General features: G+C 63.3%; 16 protein-coding genes. 12 read left to right on the top strand and 4 right to left on the bottom strand.

The annotated features are described in order from the left end of the window. Positions 1–225: 225 nt before the first annotated feature. Entirely contained in the window at positions 226–2,733 is a 2,508-nt protein-coding gene (locus ACWPW0_RS21840) for a TonB-dependent siderophore receptor (protein ID WP_454256538.1), read from the top strand. 367 nt (positions 2,734–3,100) lie between these two features. Here the strand turns inward: ACWPW0_RS21840 and dadR are convergent, their stop codons facing one another. Next, positions 3,101–3,589, bottom strand: a complete 489-nt coding sequence (dadR, locus tag ACWPW0_RS21835) for a transcriptional regulator DadR (RefSeq protein WP_160077865.1) — start codon at positions 3,587–3,589, stop codon at positions 3,101–3,103. Positions 3,590–3,741: 152 nt separating this feature from the next. On the opposite strand from dadR, the gene ACWPW0_RS21830 reads away from it, so the two are divergent. The 9 genes from ACWPW0_RS21830 (at position 3,742) to ACWPW0_RS21790 (ending at position 13,133) form a co-directional block, all read left to right on the top strand. Then, on the top strand, positions 3,742–5,970 hold the full coding sequence (locus tag ACWPW0_RS21830) for an intermembrane phospholipid transport protein YdbH family protein (RefSeq protein ID WP_454256537.1): 2,229 nt from the start codon (positions 3,742–3,744) through the stop codon (positions 5,968–5,970). Positions 5,971–5,984: 14 nt separating this feature from the next. Continuing rightward, positions 5,985–6,176, top strand: coding sequence for a YnbE family lipoprotein (locus ACWPW0_RS21825; RefSeq protein ID WP_454256536.1), 192 nt, complete (start codon positions 5,985–5,987; stop codon positions 6,174–6,176). A gap of 19 nt (positions 6,177–6,195) precedes the next feature. After that, positions 6,196–6,540, top strand: a complete 345-nt coding sequence (locus ACWPW0_RS21820; protein ID WP_447595035.1) for a YdbL family protein — start codon at positions 6,196–6,198, stop codon at positions 6,538–6,540. 206 nt (positions 6,541–6,746) lie between these two features. Then, complete coding sequence (gene dadA, locus ACWPW0_RS21815) at positions 6,747–8,045, top strand: D-amino acid dehydrogenase (RefSeq protein ID WP_447595033.1); 1,299 nt, start codon at positions 6,747–6,749, stop codon at positions 8,043–8,045. Then, positions 8,020–8,370, top strand: a complete 351-nt coding sequence (locus ACWPW0_RS21810) for a RidA family protein (RefSeq protein ID WP_447595031.1) — start codon at positions 8,020–8,022, stop codon at positions 8,368–8,370. The genes dadA and ACWPW0_RS21810 overlap by 26 nt, the downstream gene beginning before the upstream one ends. A 71-nt stretch (positions 8,371–8,441) precedes the next feature. Then, positions 8,442–9,530, top strand: a complete 1,089-nt coding sequence (gene alr / locus ACWPW0_RS21805) for an alanine racemase (RefSeq protein ID WP_454256535.1) — start codon at positions 8,442–8,444, stop codon at positions 9,528–9,530. A 109-nt stretch (positions 9,531–9,639) separates the two neighbouring features. Beyond that, entirely contained in the window at positions 9,640–10,188 is a 549-nt protein-coding gene (locus ACWPW0_RS21800) for a cupin domain-containing protein (RefSeq protein WP_447595027.1), read from the top strand. Between the two features lie 265 nt (positions 10,189–10,453). Next, positions 10,454–10,876 carry a c-type cytochrome gene (locus ACWPW0_RS21795; protein ID WP_447595025.1) on the top strand — a complete coding sequence of 141 codons (423 nt, stop codon included), beginning with the start codon at positions 10,454–10,456 and terminating at the stop codon, positions 10,874–10,876. A gap of 133 nt (positions 10,877–11,009) precedes the next feature. Next, positions 11,010–13,133: an acetyl-CoA hydrolase/transferase C-terminal domain-containing protein gene (locus tag ACWPW0_RS21790; protein WP_454256534.1), complete on the top strand. Its 2,124-nt coding sequence runs from the start codon at positions 11,010–11,012 to the stop codon at positions 13,131–13,133. Between the two features lie 94 nt (positions 13,134–13,227). On the opposite strand, the gene rep is transcribed toward ACWPW0_RS21790, so the two are convergent. Continuing rightward, positions 13,228–15,237: a DNA helicase Rep gene (gene rep / locus ACWPW0_RS21785; RefSeq protein ID WP_447595022.1), complete on the bottom strand. Its 2,010-nt coding sequence runs from the start codon at positions 15,235–15,237 to the stop codon at positions 13,228–13,230. Positions 15,238–15,484: 247 nt separating this feature from the next. Here rep and ACWPW0_RS21780 point away from each other — a divergent pair, with 247 nt between their 5' ends. Beyond that, positions 15,485–17,146 carry a putative bifunctional diguanylate cyclase/phosphodiesterase gene (locus tag ACWPW0_RS21780; protein WP_454256533.1) on the top strand — a complete coding sequence of 554 codons (1,662 nt, stop codon included), beginning with the start codon at positions 15,485–15,487 and terminating at the stop codon, positions 17,144–17,146. A gap of 7 nt (positions 17,147–17,153) precedes the next feature. On the opposite strand, the gene ACWPW0_RS21775 is transcribed toward ACWPW0_RS21780, so the two are convergent. Further along, complete coding sequence (locus tag ACWPW0_RS21775) at positions 17,154–18,572, bottom strand: NorM family multidrug efflux MATE transporter (protein WP_454256532.1); 1,419 nt, start codon at positions 18,570–18,572, stop codon at positions 17,154–17,156. Between the two features lie 135 nt (positions 18,573–18,707). On the opposite strand from ACWPW0_RS21775, the gene ACWPW0_RS21770 reads away from it, so the two are divergent. Beyond that, positions 18,708–19,631, top strand: a complete 924-nt coding sequence (locus ACWPW0_RS21770; protein ID WP_447595016.1) for a LysR substrate-binding domain-containing protein — start codon at positions 18,708–18,710, stop codon at positions 19,629–19,631. 112 nt (positions 19,632–19,743) lie between these two features. Here ACWPW0_RS21770 and betT read toward each other — a convergent pair whose 3' ends face one another. Next, entirely contained in the window at positions 19,744–21,717 is a 1,974-nt protein-coding gene (gene betT / locus ACWPW0_RS21765; protein WP_454256531.1) for a choline BCCT transporter BetT, read from the bottom strand. Positions 21,718–21,768: the final 51 nt, after the last annotated feature.

Below are 21,768 nucleotides of genomic sequence, written 5' to 3'. Positions count from 1 at the left end.
TTTCATCGCGAGGGGCGCGGTGCAGGTTTCGTGGGAGCACGCTGCGGCAAGGCGTTGCTGCTCGTCCCCCCAGACCGGTTTGCCAGCCGCCACTCTTGTCGAACAGGCGGCTGGTGGTGACGCAAAAAATAACGAGAATTTTTTGCATCACCACCTCAACATTCCCCGGCGTCGATCCGCCACTCCCTGTGAATGTCATTTCTGATTCGTGTCACGGGGAGCTTCATGAACACCAACGCACCATCGAACCGCTCGCGGCTCAGCCGTCTCTCATTGCTGGCTGCCGGCATCATGCTGGCTCAGACTCTGTATGCGCAGGACGCCACCCACGCGCTGAACCTGCCGGCGCAACCGCTGGACCAGGCGCTCAACGCCCTGGCCGGGCAGACCGGCAGCCGCATCCTGTTTGCCACTGATGTTGCCGCTGGCCAGCAGGCGCCGGCCCTGAGTGGCGAGCTGAGCCTGGATCAAGCTTTGCAGCGCTTGCTGCAAGGCTCTGGCCTCAGTGTCGAACGGACGGCCGATGGCAGCTATGCAGTGACCCAGCCGGTGGTATCCGGTGGTGCGCTGAATCTGGGTGTGATCAGTGTGCAGGGCCAGGGCATGGGGCAGATGACCGAGAACACCGGCTCCTACACGCCCAGCCTGACCAGTGTCGGCTCCAAGACCCCGACCAGCCTGCGCCAGACGCCGCAGTCGGTTTCGGTGGTGACTCACCAGGTGATTCAGGACAAGGGCATGGTCGATTTGACCGATGCCATGAAGATGACGCCAGGTATCACTGTGCGCAACTCGAACGAGCGCATCAACGACTTTTACTCCCGCGGCTTTGCCATCGAGAACATCCAGATCGATGGTGCAGCCCCCATGGCGCTGGGCACTACAGCGGGCAGCTTCTATTCAAGCAAGGTCTACAACTTGGCCGAGTTCGATCACGTCGAAGTCCTGCGTGGGGCCTCGGGTCTTTTCGGTGGCACTGGCGATCCGGGCGGCATCATCAACCTTGTGCGCAAGCGTCCTCTGGACACCTATCAATTGAAGTTCGAGGCGTCTGCAGGTTCATGGGACAACTACCGCAGCCAGGTCGACATCACCGGGCCGATGGGCTTCGACGGCAAGCTGAGGGGGCGACTGGTAGCGGCCTATGCCGACAGGCAGTACTTCATGGATGAGCGCAGTTCGCAGAGCCCTACGCTTTACGGCATCCTGGAGGCGGATGTGCTGCCCAGCACGCGCCTGACCATTGGTGGACGTTCCGAGCGTATCAATGAGAACGGTGCCAGCGCCGGCCTGCCTCGCTACAGCGACGGCAAGGATCTCGGTTTGCCGCGTCATACCAACCTGAGCGAAAGCTGGGCGTTCCAGGACGGTCGGTCGGATGAGGTGTTTGCCAAGGTCGACCACGAGCTGTCGGATGACTGGAAGCTCAACGTCAGTTACACCCAGACTCAGGACTCCGGGCTGCAGAAGCGCGCATTCAACGTGGGCAGTGTCAACCCGGTGACTGGCACCGGGGCAACGCGCTACGGCAGTGTTGCGCGCTACCGCAGCGATCAGCAACTGGCGGACGTTAACCTGGCGGGTAAATTCAACCTGTTCGATCGCCAGCATGAGTTCCTGATGGGGGCAGATCATCAGCGAATTACCAGCCAATGGCGGGGCACCGGGCAACTGGCAGGCGCGTTCGATCCAATCAACGTGTTCGACCCCGGTTCCACGCCGTGGCCAAAGCCACCCACCACCAAGGATTGGCTGGCTGATTACAACCCCAATACCCAGATCCAGTACGGCCTCTACTCGACCCTGCGGCTGCAACTGGCCGAACCTCTGCACCTGATCGTGGGTGCTCGTGCGCAACGGTACAAGTTCTATCAGACGTATCAGGAAAGCGGCGTTGCACCGGCTTATCTTTCCACCCGAGAGCCGACCAAGGTTGTTCCATATGGTGGCGTGGTATACGACCTGAGTGATGAGTGGTCGGCGTATGCCAGCTATTCGGAGATCTTCAAGCCACAGCAGAACAAACTTGCAGGCCCAGCGCCTGCACCGGGTACCGAGTCCAGCAACTCGATCGAGCCCATGACCGGCAAGACCTACGAAACCGGTATCAAGGGGGAGCTGTGGGGCGGTGCCGTCAACACTTCCTTCGCTCTGTATTACACCAAGCGTGAGTACGAGGCTGTACTGGACCCTGCTTATCCGGTAACGACCGTTCCGTTTGGCGGCAGCTGCTGCTATGTGACGCAGGGCGAAGTGGTCAGCAAGGGGGTGGACATGGAGGTCAGCGGCGAGCTGCTTCCTGACTGGAGCCTGATGGCGGGTTACACCTACAACCACAACCAGAATCGTAACGACAACACGGTGTTCAGCAGCCTGACCCCCAAACACCTGTTCAAGCTATGGTCGACATATCGTCTACCAGGCGAATTCAATGACTTGAAAGTCGGCGGCGGGGTGAATCTGCAGAGTGCCAACTATGTCAGTGGAGCCGCAGCGGTGCTGGACAACACAGGTGCGGTCATTCGCAACGAAAGCTATGAATATCGCCAGGCGGGCTACGCCGTGTGGAACGCCATGGCCGAGTATCGTCTCGATGATCACTGGGCTCTCACCTACAACCTCAACAATGTGTTCGACAAAACCTATTATTCGACAGTAGGTTCTTCGGTTGCCGCCAACTGGTACGGTGAGCCACGCAACCACATGCTGACCCTGCGCGGTACCTTCTGGTAATCGGCAAAGCCGCAAGAAAGCCCGCAACGCTGCGGGCTTTTGCATGGGCGCGACCTGTCTCGATTGCAGCGAGATCACCCAGCGGTCCGTCGCCGCATAGAGGCGACGCCCCCGCCCATGCGCAGCAAGTCATGGCTCAGCCCATGCTGCCCCCTGCAAGGTCACCGCCCTCCAGCACGCCCGGGGCGACCGCCAGCTAAGGCGCAGCTTGTCCACCCATCGAGGCGCCAAGACCCAGCATTGCCAGGGCGGAAAACGCCTCGCGGCTGTGCACGAGCCGATCTCGCCCGCAGACAGCAGAACACCCGCAATCGCGGGCGTTGTGCTTTTTAACCTGAGCGTTTCCACCTGCAAGGCTCAGTTCGCTTTATTCCGGCACCGGCAGGGTCAGGCTCTCCTTCACCTCTTCCATCACGATGTAGCTCTTCGACTCGCGCACATGTGGCAGCTTGAGCAGGATGTCACCGAGCAGCTTGCGGTAGCTGGCCATCTCGTTGATGCGCGCCTTCACCAGGTAGTCGAAGTCGCCGGAGACCAGGTGACATTCCAGCACGTGCGGCAGCTTGAGCACGGCGCGGCGGAATTCCTCGAAGGTATCGCCGGACTTGTAGTCCAGGCTGATCTCGACGAACACCAGCAGGCTGGCCTTGAGTTGCTGCGGATTGAGGCGGGCGTGGTAGCCCATGATGATGCCTTCGCGCTCGAGGCGGCGGACGCGCTCGGTGCAGGGCGTGGTCGACAGGCCGACCCGCTCGCCCAGTTCGGTGAAGCTGATGCGCCCGTCTTCCTGCAGGATGCGCAGAATGTTGCGGTCGATCTTGTCCAGTTCGCGGCGGCTCTGGTGTTGGGTTCTCATGGGAGATATCTCTGCATACAAAGCGTTAGTCCATTAATCATCGCTAATATAGCCTCCTGGCCAGGTGAAAACACTGGTTCTGCAAAACGCCTTGATCTTCCTCCGCCCGACGGCCACCCTGAACCTTCGACTGCCTGCACGAGGTCCCGCGCATGCCGCCACGCCGCACCGGAATCCGGGTGATGCGGATTCTGCTGCTTGTACTCATCCTGCTCATCGCCGCGAGCGTGCTGCTGTACGACCGTTTGCTGGCGCAGCAGGGCATCCGTCATCTCGATTGGAGCGGGCTGAGCCTGTCGCGCAGCGGTGTCGCGCTGGACAGCCTGACCCTCGAGCGCCTGGGCGATGACGGCAGCCTGTTGGACCTGCGCGCCGAACAACTCAACGTGGCCTGGCCCGGTTACCACGACGGCCGCCCACGTCTGCCGGCCGTGCACAGCCAGCACCTGATCCTGCGCTGGCAGCCCGGCAGCCAGGTGACTGCCGATGCAACGCCGCCAGACCCGCAAGCCTGGCGGGATGCCCTGGCCTGGATACCCGAGCGCCTGACCCTCGATGCCTTCGAACTTGATCTACCTTGCGCCGTCGGGCGCTGCACCCTGACGGGCAGCGCGAGGCTGGTGCGCGGGCAACGCCTGACCGAGCCGGCCGAGTTGCACCTGGAATTGCAGCAGGACGGGCGTTTGGCGCAAGTGCAGGCGCAGGTACAGCGACTCGATACGGATTGGCAATTGAACGCTAGCGCCACCATCGACCAGCAACCGCTGCTCGAACTGAACAGCACCTGGCAGGCCGATAGCGCCACGCCGCTGTGGCGTGGCCATGTGCAGGTGGCGCAAGTGGCCGACACGCGGGGTCTGTTCGCCTGGCTGCAGCAATGGCAACCCGCGGATGAACGTCTGTTGCACGCCCAGGCTGCTCTGCGCGTGCAGGCGGACTGGCAGGTGACTGTGGCGAGCGGTGATGGCGCGCCAGACCTGCAGCGCATCCTCGATGGCACGGGCGACTTCACCACCACGCTGCACCTGGCCAGCCCCCAGTTGCGCCATGAGGGTGTGCGTGGCGATGGGCTGGCCCTGGCGTTGGCGCTACAGGGGCGGTTCGGCGACGGCCAGCTGCAGCTCGACGCCTTACCAGATTCGCGCGTGAGTGCGGCCAGGCTGGATACCGGCCAGGCCGTCGACTTGCGTGACGTGGTTGTCGAGCTGGCGGGCCTGAACCTCCAGCTCGGCTCCGGAACGGCCAACGTTTCCGGCCCATTGAGCGTTAATGTCGGGCGCGTGCAGCAGGCCAATGTGCACCCGCTGGGCTGGCGTTTCGTCGGTCAGGTGACGGCCGATCCGCAGCGCCAGCAACTGCGCGGCAAGCTGAGCAATACGGCCGACCTGGCGCTCGAGGTGGAGGCCCGGCGCGATCCCCAGGGCGCGCTGGCCCTGGATGCCACGTTGGCGGAGGTGTTCTTCCGCGCGGCTAACCCGTTGAGCAAGACGGCGCTCGACTGGCCGGCGTTGCTGGAGTTTGCCAATGGCTGCATGCAAGGCAAGGCCACGTTGCAGATCACGGCGGATAACCAGCCTCTGGCGCTCCAGGTCGGGCTGCAGTTCAGCGGCCTGGATGGCATCTATGACCGCAGCGAGCTGCGTGGGGTGAGTGGCCGGCTTGACCTGGCCCTGCGTGGTCAGGCGTTGACGCTCGATGTGCCCGATCTGCAGATACAACTGGCCAACCCGGGTCTGCCCATCGGGCCGTTGCAGTTCCAGGGCCGCTACAGCGCCAAGCTGGATCGCCCTCAGGCGGGGCAATTGCAGTGGCAAAAAGCCCAGGCCGGGTTGTTCAACGGGCAGGCCTGGCTGGCGCCGGGGCAGCTCGACCTGAGCCGGCCGAGCCAGCAAGTGCCTTTGCAACTCAAGGGTGTGCAACTGGCCGAGGTTTTCCGGGTCTATCCCGCCGAGGGCCTGGCTGGTCGCGGCACCCTGGATGGCGAGCTGCCGCTGTTGATCGACGCCAAGGGTGTGCGGGTCGAGCACGGCAGCCTGGCGGCGCGTGAGCCGGGCTACCTGCAATTTCGCTCGCAGAAGATCCAGGCGCTGGGCCGCAGCAACCCGAGTATGCAACTGGTGGTCGATGCCCTGGATGACTTCCACTACCAGGTGCTCGACAGTGCCGTTAGCTATGATGAACAGGGCAAGCTCACGTTGGCCCTGCGCCTGCAAGGGCGCAACCCGGACCTGGAAAAAGGCCGGCCGATCAACCTCAACGTCAACCTGGAAGAGGACATTCCCGCCTTGCTGACCAGCCTGCAACTCACCGACAAGGTCAGTGAAACCATCCGCCAGCGCGTGCAGGAACGTCTGCGCCAGCGCAATGTACCCGCCCCATGACCCGGGAGATCGCCATGCGCTTACCCGCCATGCTCACCATTGCCCTGCTTGGCTGCCTCAGTGCGGCCTGCACCCCCACGGTCCAGTTGGCCGTGCCCAACGAGCCAATCAACATCAACCTCAATGTGAAGATCGAGCATGAGATCTACATCAAGGTCGACAAGGCTCTGGACTCCATCATCAACGAATCCAGCGGCCTGTTCTGAGTCGCTACAAGGAGTACGCATGAAACTGCGCAGCAAACTGGCCTACGGCCTGTTGACCCTGTGTCTCAGCCTGCCAGCCATGGCCCTGAGTCTCAACGAAGCCATGTCGGCCCTCGGCCCGGCCAAGGCCGCCGGTCAGTTGGGTGAACAGCCTGATGGTTACCTGGGCGTGGTCAGCAACAGCGGCCAGGCCGGCGAGGTGGCCCGCCTGATCAACCAGGCCCGCCAGGCCGAATACCAGCGCCTGGCCAAGGATAATGGTCTGCAACTGGGCGACGTCGAGGCGCTGGCCGGGCAGAAGGCCCTGGAGAAAACGCCGTCCGGGCAGTACATCCAGGTCAACGGCAAGTGGGTGCGCAAATAGTCGCTGACGCGATAATCCACTGCTTATTGCCCCGCACGGCAGCGTCTTACGCTGCCGTGCCCCTGAAAACTCCCTCTGCGACGCCGCTAATCGCCAAATAGCACCGCGTAAACAGTGAAAATCACTGGCTATGTCTTCCTATACTGCGCTGCATAACGCTCAGTACAACAAACGCCAGCGAATACTCGCGGCGAGGGAGGCAAAAAATGCGTGTTCTGGTGCTTGGCAGCGGTGTGATCGGTACCGCCAGCGCGTACTACCTGGCTCGTGCCGGTTTCGAGGTGGTTGTCGTTGATCGCCAGGATGGTCCGGCGCTGGAAACCAGCTTTGCCAATGCCGGCCAGGTCTCCCCCGGTTATGCCTCGCCCTGGGCTGCGCCCGGCGTCCCGCTCAAGGCCATCAAGTGGCTGCTGCAAACCCATGCACCGTTGGCGATCAAGGCCACTGCCGATATCGACCAGTACCTGTGGATGGCGCAAATGCTGCGTAACTGCACCGCGGCACGCTATGCGGTGAACAAGGAGCGCATGGTGCGTCTGTCCGAGTACAGCCGCGACTGCCTCGATGAGCTGCGTGCCGAAACCGGCATCGCCTACGAGGGTCGCCAACTCGGCACCACGCAACTGTTCCGCACCCAGGCTCAGCTCGATGCCGCCGCCAAGGACATTGCCGTCCTTGAACAGTCCGGCGTGCCTTATGAGGTGCTCGACCGTGCCGGCATCGCCCGCGTAGAACCGGCCCTGGCCGGGGTGACCGAGAAGCTTGCCGGTGCCTTGCGCCTGCCGAACGACCAGACTGGCGACTGCCAGATGTTCACCACCAAGCTGGCCGACATGGCCCGTGCGCTGGGTGTGGAATTCCGTTTCGGGCAGAACATCCAGTCCCTCGACCATGCCGGTGATCGCATCAATGGCGTGTGGATCGACGGCAAGCTGGAAACCGCCGACCGCTACGTACTCGCCCTCGGCAGCTACAGCCCGCAACTGCTCAAGCCGCTGGGTATCCGCGCGCCGGTCTACCCGCTCAAGGGCTACTCGCTGACCGTGCCGATCACCAACCCGGACATGGCCCCGGCGTCGACCATTCTCGACGAGACCTACAAGGTCGCGATCACCCGCTTCGACAACCGTATCCGTGTGGGTGGCATGGCCGAGATCGCCGGTTTCGACCTGAGCCTCAATCCGCGTCGCCGTGAAACCCTGGAGATGATCACTGCCGATCTCTACCCGCAGGGCGGCGACCTGAGCCAGGCCAGTTTCTGGACCGGCCTGCGCCCGGCTACCCCGGACGGCACGCCAATCGTAGGGGCGACTGCCTACCGCAACCTGTTCCTCAATACCGGACACGGTACCCTTGGCTGGACCATGGCCTGCGGCTCCGGTCGTTTCCTCGCCGACCTGATGGCGAAGAAGCGCCCGCAGATCAGCGCCGAAGGCCTGGATATTTCCCGTTATGGCAACACCAAGGAGCGCCAAGCCCATGCCCGTCCAGCGTCTGCACATTGAGAAACGTTACAGCGAAGTCGTCATCCATAACGGCACCGTCTACCTGGCGGGACAACTGGCCGATGACTACAGCGGTGATGTGCGTGCGCAAACCCGCGAAACCCTGGCCAGCATCGACCGCCTGCTCGGCGAGGCCGGTACCGACAAGTCGCGTATCCTTTCGGTGACCATCTACCTCAAGGACATGGCCGACTACGCCGGTCTCAATGCCGAGTGGGACGCCTGGGTCGCCGAGGGCAATGCGCCGGCACGTGCCTGCGTCAAGGCCGAATTGTACGACCCGCGCGTGCTGGTCGAGATGACCGTGATCGCCGCCCAGGCCTGATTTCCCGTTCTTGCCCGGCAACCCCCGCCGGGCTTTTTTTATTCACACGTCCTGCTGAAGAAGTCCGAGCCATGCGTCCTGCCCGTGCCCTCATCGATCTCGACGCCCTGCGTCACAACTACCGGCTGGCCCGCGAAGTCAGCGGTGCCAGAGCCCTGGCCGTGGTCAAGGCAGATGCCTATGGCCATGGCGCGCTGCGCTGCGCCCAGGCACTGGCGAACGAGGTCAACGGCTTCGCCGTGGCCTGCATCGAGGAGGCGTTGGCATTGCGCGACACCGGGATCGAACAACCGATCCTGCTGCTGGAAGGATTCTTCGAGGCCGATGAGCTGGTCCTGATCGAGCGCCACCGGCTGTGGTGCGTGGTGCATGCCACCTGGCAGATCGAGGCCATCGAGCGTGCGGCGTTCAGCCAGCCGCTGACGATCTTTCTCAAGCTCGACTCGGGCATGCACCGGGTTGGCCTGCACCCGAGCGAATACCGCACAGCGCACCAGCGTTTGCTGAGTAGCGGCAAGGTGGAAAAGATCGTGCTGATGAGCCACTTTTCCCGCGCCGATGAGCTGGATTGCCCGCGCAGCCAGGAGCAGGTCGCCGTGTTCAATCAGGCCCGCGCCGACCTGCGTGCGGAGGTCAGCCTGCGCAACTCGCCGGCCATTCTCGGCTGGCCGCAGCTGTTTCCCGAGCAGACGGCGAACGACTGGGTTCGCCCCGGCATCATGCTCTACGGCGCCACGCCCTTCGAACAGCCACTGGAGCTGGCCGGCCGCCTGCAGCCGGTGATGACCCTGGAGTCGAAAGTCATCAGCGTGCGCGAATTGCCTGCTGGCGAGCCGGTGGGCTATGGCGCGCGTTTCATCAGTGACCGGCCGACGCGTGTCGGCGTGGTTGCCATGGGCTACGCCGACGGTTATCCGCGTCATGCGCCGACCGGCACGCCGGTGTTCATCGACGGCCAGCCGTCGCGGCTGATCGGCCGGGTATCGATGGATATGCTCACTGTTGACCTTACCGATCTGCCGCAAGCCGGACTCGGCAGCCGCGTCGAGCTGTGGGGGCGCAATGTGCTGGCCAGCGACGTTGCAGCCAGCGCCGAGACCATCCCATATCAGCTGTTTTGCAACCTGCGGCGGGTGCAGATGCTCTATTCCGGGGGCTAGCCGATGAGGTGCCAAGGATTTGCAGTCAGCGTGTTGTAAATACTGAACACTGTTGCCATGATACGGCCACTTTCCCCCGTATCAGCTACCTCCAAGGAGGACTCCAGCATTGGACGTCGGTGCTCGACTGCAATCCATACGCAAACTCAAGGGCCTTTCCCAGCGTGAACTCGCCAAGCGGGCGGGCGTCACCAACAGCACCATCTCGATGATCGAGAAGAACAGTGTGAGCCCCTCGATCAGCTCGCTGAAAAAGGTGCTTGGTGGCATTCCCATGTCGCTGGTGGAATTCTTTTCCCTCGATATCGAGCAGGAAAACACCACGCAGGTGGTGTACCGAGCCGACGAACTGACCGACCTGTCCAGTGGCGCCGTCACCATGAAACTGGTGGGCAAGGCGCATCCCAGCCGAGCGATCACCTTCCTCGACGAAACCTACCCGCCCACCTCCGATACCGGCGAAGAAATGCTCGCCCATGACGGTGAAGAGGCCGGCATGGTGGTGGAAGGTCAACTCGAACTGACCGTGGGCGCCGATGTATTCGTGCTTGAGCCGGGTGACAGCTACTACTTCGAGAGCAGCAAGCCGCACCGTTTCCGTAATCCTTACGACAAACCGGCGCGACTGATCAGCGCCACCACACCGGCAAATTTTTGAGAACCGGTTCAGGGGCTTCTGACTTTCTGCCTCAGGGCCGTTGCGCTTGTCCGGCGCCAATCCAGAAGACCCTGAGCCGGTTCGAGTCGGTCGAGTCCAAAGTCGAAACCTGATCCGACCTCTGGCGGATACAGGTGTACCGCGGGCCGGAGCAATATCCCTGCGACAACTTGGGTTGTTTCCGGGTAGCTGTTCTAACCGTTATACTGGCGCCCGCTCGCGAAACCGTGGCCGCGGGCGTGACTAGCCACAATGAGGGTGTACCGTGAACCTGATCAAAAAAATGCTGGTAGCCAATGCTGCCGTATTGGCCCTGTGGGCTGTGAGCGCTCAGGCTGCGACCAACGATGAAATCGCCGAGCGTATCAAGCCGGTTGGCGAAGTCTGCGTGCAGGGCCAAGAGTGCAAAGGTGTGGCAGCAGTAGCTGCTTCTGCTGGTGGCGGCGCTAAAACGCCGGACGACATCATCACTGCTCACTGTGGCGCCTGCCACACTGCAGGCATCCTGGGTGCGCCGAAAATCGGCGATACCGCTGCCTGGAAAGAGCGTGCCGATCACCAGGGCGGCCTCGATGGCATCCTGGCCAAGGCAATTTCCGGTATCAATGCGATGCCGCCGAAAGGCACCTGTGCCGATTGCAGCGATGAAGAGCTGCTGGGTGCGATCAAGAAGATGTCCGGCCTCTGATTCAGAGAAGCTGAACACCCACAAAGCCGCCCTCGGGCGGTTTTGTCGTTTCTGGGTGGTTGAATCAGTGTGAGCAAAGCGGCCTGCTGGTCTGTCCAACGCCTCGACAGTCGTGTGTCGAGGAGATTGCCAGGTGCCGAGTTGCTCACTGGAACAGGCCGTGGATGCGGTACTGGCCCGTATTGAAGGTCCCATCCGCCTGGGTTTGCCTCTGGGGTTGGGCAAGCCCAATCGCTTCGTCAACGCGCTTTATCAGCGGGTCAAAACCCTGCCTGAACGTTCGTTGTTCATCTATACCGCCTTGTCGCTGGGTAAACCGCAGGCTGGCAGTGAGCTGGAACAACGTTTCATGGGGCCGTTCCTGCGCCGCGTGTATGGCGACTATGTCGAGCTGGATTACCTGAGCGATCTGCGCTGCGGCGAGTTGCCGGCCAATGTGCGCATCGAGGAGTTCTACCTGCAGCCCGGTAGCCAGTTGAGCAATCCGCTGGCGCAGCAGAACTACGTCAGCCTCAATTACAGCCAGGTAGCGCGTGACCTGAACCGCAAGGGCATCAACGTCATCGCCCAACTGGTTGCTGGCGATGCGCAACGCCCGGGCCACCTGAGCCTGAGCTGCAACCCGGATATCACCCTCGATCTGTTGCCGCTGTTGCGGCGGCGCCGGGAGCAGGGCGAGCCGATTCTGTGCATCGCCCAGGTGCACGCCGATTTGCCCTATATGGCCGGCGCGGCGGAAATCGGCAGGAACGATTTCGACCTAGTGCTCAATGGGCCGGACCGCAGCCGCTTGTTTTCTACCCCCAACATGCCGGTCAGCCTGCAGGACCATGCTATCGGCCTGCACGCCAGCAGCCTGGTGCGCGACGGTGGTACGTTGCAGATCGGCATCGGTTCGATGGCCGATGCGCTGGCGGGTGCGCTGATCGCACGGCATACGGATAACGCCCGTTATCGTGCCCTGTTGGCAGCGCTGCAGGCGCCGGACAAATGGGGCGAGCTGGTTCAGCGCGAAGGGGGTATCGAGGCCTTCGATCGTGGTCTGTACGGTTGCAGCGAGATGTTCCTGCTCGGGCTGCTGGCGCTGATCGAAGCTGGCGTAGTGCGGCGTGCCGTGTACCCGGATATGGCCTTGCAGCGCCTGGCCGATGGCGGTGGCTTGGATGCCGAGGGTCGCTTGCACAGCGATCTGGGCGGGCTGCCGCAGAGGCTCGACAGCACCACGCTGGGCTGGCTGCAGGAGCATGGCCTGTTGTCCGCCGTGCTGAGCCTGGAAGGTGAGCAGGTGCGCCTGCCTGATGGACAGCGGGTGTCGGCCGATTTGGGGGATCCGGCCAGCGTGGCAGCCATCAGCCCGTATCGCGGGCAGGCCCGTGGCGGGGTGTGGGTGCATGGCGGTTTCTTTCTCGGGCCGCAGGCGTTCTACCAGCGCTTGCGCGCGTTGCAGGACGACCAGCGCACGCGCATCGGCATGACCGCGATCAGCTACATCAATCGCCTGTATGGCGACGAGCCGCTCAAGCGTCGGCAGCGGCGGGATGCGCGCTTCATCAACAGCTGCTTCTGCGTCACCCTGCTTGGCGCCAGCGCCGCCGACCAACTGGAAGACGGACGCGTACTCAGTGGTGTGGGCGGGCAATATGACTTCGTCGCCCAGGCCCAGGAGCTGGAAGGTGCGCGGGCGATCCTGATGCTGCGCAGCTGGCGCGAGTCGGGCGGTGAGGTGCAGTCCAACATTGTCTGGCAATACGCCCACGCCACCATTCCGCGGCACCTGCGCGACCTGGTGGTGACCGAGTACGGCATCGCCGACCTGCGCGGTAAGCCGGATGCCGAGGTGATCGAGGCATTGCTGAAGATTGCCGATTCACGCTTCCAGGACTCATTGATCGCGGCGGCGCAGCAGGCCGGCAAGCTGGCCGATGATTTTGTGCTGACGCCCGAGTACCGGCAGAACACTCCCTGGCGCTTGCTGGCGTTGCAGGGCGAGTTTCCCCAGCTGTTCGCCGAGTACCCGTTGGGCTGCGACTTCACCGGCGAAGAACAGCAATTGCTGCGGGCACTGCGCTGGCTGAAGAGCAAGCTCAAGCTCAGCGAGATCCTCGAGTTGGGCATGGCCACCCTGTTCGACCTACCCGATCCGGCGCTGTATGCCGAGCACTTGCAACGCATGGGGCTGGCCCAGCCTGACGGTCTGCGCGAACAGTTGTATCAGAAGCTGTTGCTGGCCGGACTCAAGGCCACGGCGAGCAGTTGAGCCATCGCCGTTGGGGAAGGGCCGATCGAGTAGGGCGCGCCTTGCGCACCAGAGACCTGTTCGCTGCTCCGGCGTGCACGTACAGATGACGTAGTTACTTCTTCAACATGGCGCGCATGTTGGCCAGGGCGTCGTTGCCCCGGGCGGCCTTGACCTCCACGGGAGCGTCTTCCTGGCCTTCCCAGACCAGGTCTTCCTGCGGCAGTTCGTCAAGGAAGCGGCTCGGCGTGCAGTCGATGATCTCGCCATACTGCTTGCGCTTGGCGGCGAAGGTCAGGGCCAGGTTGCGCTTGGCGCGGGTGATGCCGACATAGGCCAGGCGCCGTTCTTCCTCGATGCTGTCGGCCTCGATGCTGGAGCGGTGGGGGAGAATTTCCTCCTCGAAACCGATGATGTACACCGATGGGAACTCCAGGCCCTTGGAGGCGTGCATGGTCATCATCTGCACGCCTTCGGCGCCGTCTTCCTCTTCCTGCTGGCGCTCGAGCATGTCGCGCAGGACCAGCTTGCCGATGGCCTCCTCGATGGTCATCTCGCCGTCTTCGTCTTTTTCCAGGGTGTTCTTCAGCGCTTCCACGAGGAACCAGACGTTGCCCATGCGCGCTTCGGCCACCTTGTCGCTGGAGGCGTTCTGCCGCAGCCACTGCTCGTAGTCGATGTCCATGATCATGCTGCGCAGGGCGGCGATCGGGTCGCTCTGCGCGCACTGCTGGCGAACGCCATCCATCCAGCGCTTGAAGCGCGCCAGGCGCTCGGTATAACGGCTGTCCAGGTGCTCGCCCAGGCCGATTTCATCGGTGGCGGCGTACATGCTGATCTTGCGTTCGGTGGCGTAGTTGCCGAGCTTTTCCAGGGTGGTCGAGCCGATCTCGCGGCGTGGCACGTTGATCACGCGGAGAAAGGCGTTGTCGTCGTCCGGGTTGACCAGCAGGCGGAAGTAGCTCATCAGGTCCTTCACTTCCTGGCGGGCGAAGAAGCTGGTGCCGCCACTCAGGCGATAGGGGATCTGGTGGTGCTGCAGCTTCAGCTCCATCAGCTTGGCCTGGTAGTTGCCCCGGTAGAGGATGGCGAAGTCGCTGTACGGGCGCTCGGTACGCAGGTGCTCGGTGAGGATTTCCAGGGCCACGCGCTCGCACTCGGCGTCTTCGTTGCGGGTGCGGATCACGCGGATCTCGTCGCCCATGCCCATCTCGCTCCACAGCTGCTTCTCGAAGGCGTGGGGGTTGTTGGCGATGAGGGTGTTGGCGCATTTGAGGATGCGGCTGGTGGAGCGGTAGTTCTGCTCCAGCATCACCACCTTCAGCGAGGGGTAATCCTCTTTCAGCAGCATCAGGTTTTCCGGGCGCGCGCCACGCCAGGCGTAGATCGACTGGTCATCGTCCCCGACCACGGTAATCTGGTTGCGCATGCCCACCAGCAGCTTCACCAGCAGGTACTGGCTGGAGTTGGTGTCCTGGTATTCGTCGACCAGCAGGTAGCGGATGCGGTTCTGCCACTTCTCCAGGATGTCCTTGTGCTCCTGGAACAGCTTCACCGGCAGCAGGATCAGGTCGTTGAAGTCCACCGCGTTGTACGCCTTGAGCGTGCGCTGGTAGTGCAGGTAGACGATGGCGGCAGTCTGCTCCTTGGGGCCACGGGCGCCCGCCAGGGCCTCGTCCGGCAGGATCAGGTCGTTCTTCCAACTGTCTATGTAGTTCTTGATCTCGTCGGCGCCATCATCGCCGGCGTATTCCTTCTGCATGATGTCGGTCAGCAGGGCCTTGATGTCGCCGTCGTCGAAGATCGAGAAGCCCGGCTTGTAGCCCAGCGCCGCGTATTCCTTGCGGATGATGTTCATGCCCAGGTTATGGAAGGTCGACACGGTCAGGCCGCGTGCTTCGCTACCCTTGAGCAGGGTACCGACACGTTCCTTCATCTCGCGCGCGGCCTTGTTGGTGAAGGTCATGGCGACGATATGACGAGCCTGGATGCCGCATTTCTGCACCAGGTGGGCGATCTTGCGGGTAATTACGCTGGTCTTGCCGGAGCCAGCACCGGCGAGCACCAATAGAGGGCCGCCGACGTAGTTCACGGCTTCTTGCTGCCGGGGATTGAGTCGGGACATGCGCGGGAGTATCGATGGCGAAACGGACGCGCATTCTATCAGGCCGGAGCCTGGCTGCCTTCGACGATAAAAAGCCTCAGGAATGTGCGCTAAGTCGCTATTTTCAGAGAGCGAGTACAGGTGTACTGCTTGTGCACGGTTGTCCCGGCCCGGCCTTTGCCGCAGGATGCGAAACCTGTGTAAGAACAGCCAGATAGAGACGCCGACACGGCGCGTGTAGAGATTCATGTTTATTGGGGGAGGTCGTTTGTCTGCGCCTGTTGAACCATTGCGCCTGATCCTGCTGGCTGAAAACCCAGCATGGGCCGCTTTGCTCCGTACACAGCTGGCAGCGCTGGGCAACGGCTATCCCCTGATCACCGCCCCCAACTGGCAGGCCGCCAGTGGCTTGTTCGACAACCCGGATAGCGGCCTGTTGCTGAGTACGCCGGCTTGTCTGCCGGCCCCTGGCACCTGTCCCCTGCCTGTGGTGCTGCTGCTCGAGCACGACCCGCAGCTGCCGCCGGCAGATGCTTACGACTGGCTGGTGCGCGACCAATTGACGGTCGACCAGTTGCGCCGATGCCTGCGCTACGCGCGTGAGCGCAGTCAGTTGCAAGGCACGCTGCAACGCCTGGCCGAACAGGACTCGCTGACCGGTATCGCCAATCGCCAGGGCTTCCAGGCCCTGCTCGCGAATCGGCTTGCCCGGCATCAGGGGCGCGGCCTGGCGCTTGGTCATCTCGATCTGGACAATTTCCGCCACGCCAATGATGCCCTTGGGCACCAGGCCGGCGACCGCCTGATCCTGCAGGTGGTGGGGCGGCTCAAGGCGCAACTGGAGCCTGGCGACTACCTGGCCCGGTTGGGTGGCGACGAATTTGCCCTGCTCCTGGATACGCGCCGCGATGTGCGGCGGGCCGAGCAGGTGGCCGAACGCATCATCGAGGCGCTGGCCGAACCGTACTGGGTGGATGGCGAGAGCCTGCTGATCGGCTGCAGCCTGGGCCTCGCCCATATTCGTGCGGGTGTGGATGCCGACTCGCTGCTGCTGCACGCGCACATCGCCATGCAACAGGCCAAGGCGGTTCAGGGGTGTGCGATGCATGTCTACGACGAGCGCCTCAACCGCAGCGCACGTCACCTTGCCGACCTGGAAGGCGAGCTGCGCCGCGCTTTGCGTCGCGACGAGCTGGAGCTGCATTACCAGCCGCGTCTATGCCTGCAAACAGGCGGCATCGCCGGTATCGAGGCGTTGGTGCGTTGGCAGCACCCGGAGCGTGGCCTGCTGGGGCCGGATGAGTTCATTCCGCTGGCCGAGGAAAGCGGCCTGATCGTGCCACTCGGTTATTGGGTGATCTCCCGTGCGCTGCGCGACATGCAGTGGTTGCGCGGGCGTGGCCTGCCGGCGTTGCACATGGCGATCAACCTGTCGTTTCGCCAGTTCCAGGACAGCCAGTTGCTCAACACCCTGCAGCGGTTGATCGAGGAACGTGGCGTCGAGGCGCAATGGCTGGAGTTCGAGCTTACCGAGACCGCCGTGATGCGCCGCAGTGAGCAGATTCGCCAGACCATGCAGACGCTTGGTCAGTTGGGCGTACGCTTCTCGCTGGACGATTTCGGCACGGGCTTTTCCTCCTTCGTGCACCTCAACAACCTGCCGATTACCCTGCTGAAGATCGACAAGAGCTTCGTCGCCGGCATGAGCGAGCGGGCGGAGAACCGCCAGTTGGTGCGGGCGATGATCAACCTGGCGCATAACCTTCATCTGGAGGTGGTGGCCGAAGGGGTGGAGACCACCGAGCAACTGGCGCTGCTGCGCCAGTTCGGCTGCAACCAGGTGCAGGGCTATCTGATCGCCAAGGCGCTGCCACTGGCCGAGCTGGCGCGCTTCCTGGTATTCGGCATGCGCCAGTCGCTGTTGTCCTGAGCGCGTCCTACGCGGTGCCTGGGCTCGCTTTTGCGATCAGCTGAGCGGGCACCTGCTGGCGGCGCAACAGGCGGGCGATCTTCCACTCGAATCCCACGCTCAGGCCGATAGCGGCGCAGGCCAGCCCACCCGCCAGTCCCCACCAGACACCATGGGCACCCCAGCCAAGCGGGAAGGCCAGCAGCCAGGCCAAAGGCACGCCAATCACCCAGTAGCAGGCCAGTCCGACAAGGAAGGTGGTCTTGCCATCCTTGAGGCCGCGGATTGCACCCATGGCGATGTTCTGCACCCCATCGAACAGTTCAAACCAGGCGGCCACGGCCAGCAGGCTGACGGCCAGGGCGGCAATTTCTGCGAAGGCGGGATCGTGCCGGTCGACGAACAATCCCACCACCACGCCGGGCGCGAGCCAGAACAGCAGGGCGAAGCCGAGCATGCAACAGGCACCGCTGACGATGCCCAGACGCCCGGCGCGGCGGGCCGCGAGCAGGTTGCCGGCACCGTAGTGCTGGCCGATACGGAAGGTGGTGGCGTAGGAAATGCCCACCGGCACCATGAAGGCCACGTACACCGACATGATCGCGATCTGGTGCGCGGCCAGGGCCTGGCTGCCGATGGCGCCCATGCACATGGCGGCGAAGACGAACATGCCGGACTCGACCGCGTAGGTACCGCCGATGGGCAGGCCAAGGCGCAGCAGTTCCTTGATGTCCTCCAGGCGAGGCCGCGACAGTCCCGTCAGCAGGGGATAGGCCATGTAGGCGCGATGGCGCATGAGGTACCACGCCAGGACCAGGGCCATGCAGTTGCTGACCAGTGCCGTGATCAGGCCGATACCGGCCAGACCCAGTGGCGGCAGGCCGAACCAGCCGTGGATCAGCGCATAGTTGAGAACGAAGTTGGCCAGCGCCCCGACGATGCTGATCGCCATGATCGGCCCGGGGCGGCCGATGGCGGCGGTGAAGCCGCGCAGCGCCATGAACGTCATATAGCCAGGCAGGCCGAATACCAGGGTGCCGAGAAACTGCATGGCCCCACTGATGTTGTGGGCCTCCTGGCCGAAGTGCCGCAGCAAGGGTTCCAGGTTCCACAACAGGGTGCCGGCGCCCAGTGCCAGCGCCCAGCCCAGCCAGAGCCCGCTCTGGGCCAGACGGGTAACCCCGTCGATGTCTTTGGCGCCATGACGAATGGCGACCAGGTTGCCAACGGCGGCCAGCACGCCGACGCAGAAGATCGAGACGAACGCATAGCTGGCTGCGCCCAACCCGCCCGCGGCCAGTTCTGCGGGGCCGAGCAGGCCCATCATCAGGGTGTCGGTGAACACCATCAGCACGTGCGCCAACTGGGCGGCGATCAGCGGGCCGGCCAGGTGGAAGATGGCGGCAAGCTCCTGACGATTACGACCGTAACGGGTGTGGCTAGACATGAGTAAGGCTCAGTAGGACGGTTTGCCATGCTGGTTCGAAGCAGCGGAGAATGGCGCTATTCTCCGCAGCAAGACGGCCCTCCACAAAAGGAAAAGTTCGATGCCTGGCATGATTAAAACTCATGGATTGAGCGCATGAGTCGGCGCCTGCCCCCGCTGTATGCCCTGCGTGCTTTCGAGGCGGCTGCGCGGCATGCTTCGTTCACCCGCGCGGCTGAAGAACTGGCCATCACCCAGAGCGCCGTGAGCCGGCACATCCGCACCCTCGAGGAGCACTTTGCCTGCCGCCTGTTCGAGCGCAAGGGCCGAACCCTGCAACTGACTGATGCCGCTTGGCTGATCCTGCCGGGTCTTCGCGATGGCTTCGATGCGCTGGAAAGAGCCTGCCTGACGTTGCGCATCGAGGATGCCACGCTGCGCCTGAAAGCGCCGTCGACCCTGACCATGCGCTGGTTGCTCGCGCGCTTGTCACGTTTTCGTCTGCTCAATGCCGATTGCGAAGTGCAACTGACCAGCGCTTGGATGGACGTGGACAAAGTCGATTTCCACCACGAGCCCTTCGACTGCGCTGTGCTGCTGAGCAAGGGTGGGCGTTTCAGCGAGGAATGGGAAAGCACCGAGCTGTTCGCCGAGTGGCTGATCCCCGTGTGTGCGCCTGATGCTGTGGGCGACGCCCCCTGGAACCTCGAGCGCCTGCAGGCGGCGGAGCTGTTGCACCCGACGCCGGACCGTCGCGACTGGCGCCGCTGGCTGCAGCGCATGGGGCTGAGCGAGCAGGTACCGCTCAAGGGCGGCCAGGTGTTCGATACCCTAGAACTGGGCATCGTTGCGGCAGCGCGCGGTTATGGCGTGTCCGTGGGCGATCTGGTGATGGTGGCCGAGGACGTCAACCAGGGCCGTCTCGGCCTGCCTTGGCCCAATGCAGTCGCCAGTGGCGACAGCTACTACCTGGTCTGGCCCAAGGCCCGCCGCGGACAGGAGCGCCTGCGGCGGCTGCGGGACTACCTGGTGAACGAAGTAGCGGCCATGCAATTGCCGCAGGTGGCCCTGCTGAAATAGCGGCGCCTCTGTTCCCGATGAAATCCTGTTGCCGGAGACGCCGCGCGCACTGGGCAGCGGCGTTGGTGCGTATGCACTGGGCGGCGGCCCACGCACCCACTCCTCATCGGGCTTACCGCGTCATGTGCAGGAAGTGCATGTGTCGTTCGTACTGGTCGAGGATGTCGCCAATGACCTCCTCGCGGCTCCAGCCCATCAGGTCGTAGTCCTGGCCACCCTCGCTGAGGTGCACCTCGGCGCGGAAGTATTTGCGCTCCTCGTTGCTGTCATCGCGGGTATCACGCATGACGAAGCTGGGCTGGATGAACGCGCGCGGGCGTACCTGATAGCGGAAGTCGACTTCGTCGCCATGGCCCACGGACAAGGTCACGCGGCCATCCTCGCCACTCTCCACGTCTGCCTTGAGCCCCTGTTTGTGCAGCTCGGCGCTGACCTGCTGGCAAGCCGGCAACACCACGTCGCTGATGAAACGACTGACATGGGCCCGGCGCGGGAACATGCCGATATTGCGCAGGCGTCGCTGCCAGCCGCCGTGGCTGCTGCTCATCCGCGGGCTCAGCGCCACCTGCTGGCGCAGGCCGCGCTTGGCCGCATCCAGTTGCAGGGCACGCAGCAGGCCCCACATCGAGGCGAGCAGGGCGATCACGAAAGGCAGGGCGCTGGCGATGGTTGCCGTCTGCAGCGCCTTGAGGCCGTCCGCCAGCAGCAGGGCGATGGCCACCGCAGTCATTACGGCAGCCCAGAACACCCGCTGCCAGACGGGGGTACGGTCCTTGCCGCCGGAGGCGAGCATGTCCACCACCATGGCTCCGGAGTCCGCCGAGGTGACGAAGAACACCACGATCATCAGCACGGCGATCTGCGACAGCACGGCGGAGAACGGGAAGTGTTCGAGGAAGGCGAACAGGGCCAGGGCGCTGTCCTTGTCGACGGCGGTGGCCAGGTCCTGGAAGCCGTCGATCATGATCATGTGGATCGCTGTGTCACCGAACACCGTCATCCACAGCAGGGTGAAGCCGGCTGGCACCACCAGTACGCCACTGATGAACTGGCGAATGGTGCGCCCGCGCGAAATGCGTGCGATGAACAGGCCGACGAAGGGCGACCAGGACAGCCACCAGCCCCAGTAGAACAGTGTCCAGCCGCCGATCCAGTCGGTGGGTTCGTAGGCATAGAGGTTGAAGGTCTTGCTGACGATCTCCGACAGGTAGCCACCGGTGTTCTGCACGAAGGTCTGCAGGATGAACACCGTCGGGCCGAGCACCAGCACCACCAGCAGCAGGCCGACGGCGAGGATCATGTTCAGCTCGGACAGGCGGCGGATGCCCTTGTCCAGGCCGCTGAGCACCGACAGGGTGGCCAGCAGCATGGTGCCGATGATCAGGCAAACCTGCACCGTGCTGTTGATCGGCAGGTCGTACAGGTGGTTCAGACCGCTGTTGATCTGCAACACGCCATAGCCGAGCGAGGTAGCGACGCCGAGCACCGTGCCGATCACCGCGAAGATGTCCACGGCATGGCCGATGGGTCCGTAGATGCGTTCGCCAATCAGCGGGTACAACGCCGAGCGCAGGGTCAGCGGCAGGTTATGCCGGTAGCTGAAGTAGGCGAGGATCAGCGCGACGATGGCGTAGATCGCCCAGGCATGCAGGCCCCAGTGGAAGAAGGTCAGCTTCATCGCTTCGCGTGCGGCCTGCACGGTCTGCGGGTCGCCCACGGGCGGGGCGATGAAGTGCATCACCGGCTCGGCCACGCCGAAGAACATCAGGCCGATGCCCATGCCGGCGCAGAACAGCATGGAGAACCAGGTGGTGTTATTGTACTCCGGCTCGCTGTGGTCGGGGCCGAGCTTGATATCGCCATAGCGGCTGACGGCGAGAAACACGGCGAACAGCAGGATTAGGGCGACGGCCAGGACATAGACCCAACTGGCATTCTCGATGATCCAGGACTGGGTAATGGCGAACACGTTCTGGGCGTGTTGCTGGAAGAACGAGCTGTAGACCACCAGGCAGGCGATCAGCAGGGTGGAGCCGATGAAGACCGGCGGATTGAGGGTGGAACGCGAAGACGAAGATGCCTCCATTGAGCTAGCTCTCCTTGTTATCGGATGGCCGCCAAGGGCGGAAGGCGCGCC

The organism is Pseudomonas sp. Marseille-Q8238 (assembly GCF_965111915.1).
This window is presented reverse-complemented; position numbering and strand designations above follow the sequence as displayed.

Bases quoted from the DNA above. Each gene is read 5' to 3' on its own strand.
- dadA (WP_447595033.1), top strand. From the start codon at position 6,747: ATGCGTGTTCTGGTGCTTGGCAGCGGTGTGATCGGTACCGCCAGCGCG.
- dadR (WP_160077865.1), bottom strand. From the start codon at position 3,589: ATGAGAACCCAACACCAGAGCCGCCGCGAACTGGACAAGATCGACCGC.
- ACWPW0_RS21775 (WP_454256532.1), bottom strand. From the start codon at position 18,572: ATGTCTAGCCACACCCGTTACGGTCGTAATCGTCAGGAGCTTGCCGCC.
- alr (WP_454256535.1), top strand. From the start codon at position 8,442: ATGCGTCCTGCCCGTGCCCTCATCGATCTCGACGCCCTGCGTCACAAC.
- betT (WP_454256531.1), bottom strand. From the start codon at position 21,717: ATGGAGGCATCTTCGTCTTCGCGTTCCACCCTCAATCCGCCGGTCTTC.
- ACWPW0_RS21840 (WP_454256538.1), top strand. From the start codon at position 226: ATGAACACCAACGCACCATCGAACCGCTCGCGGCTCAGCCGTCTCTCA.
- ACWPW0_RS21820 (WP_447595035.1), top strand. From the start codon at position 6,196: ATGAAACTGCGCAGCAAACTGGCCTACGGCCTGTTGACCCTGTGTCTC.
- ACWPW0_RS21770 (WP_447595016.1), top strand. From the start codon at position 18,708: ATGAGTCGGCGCCTGCCCCCGCTGTATGCCCTGCGTGCTTTCGAGGCG.
- rep (WP_447595022.1), bottom strand. From the start codon at position 15,237: ATGTCCCGACTCAATCCCCGGCAGCAAGAAGCCGTGAACTACGTCGGC.
- ACWPW0_RS21810 (WP_447595031.1), top strand. From the start codon at position 8,020: ATGCCCGTCCAGCGTCTGCACATTGAGAAACGTTACAGCGAAGTCGTC.
- ACWPW0_RS21825 (WP_454256536.1), top strand. From the start codon at position 5,985: ATGCGCTTACCCGCCATGCTCACCATTGCCCTGCTTGGCTGCCTCAGT.
- ACWPW0_RS21830 (WP_454256537.1), top strand. From the start codon at position 3,742: ATGCCGCCACGCCGCACCGGAATCCGGGTGATGCGGATTCTGCTGCTT.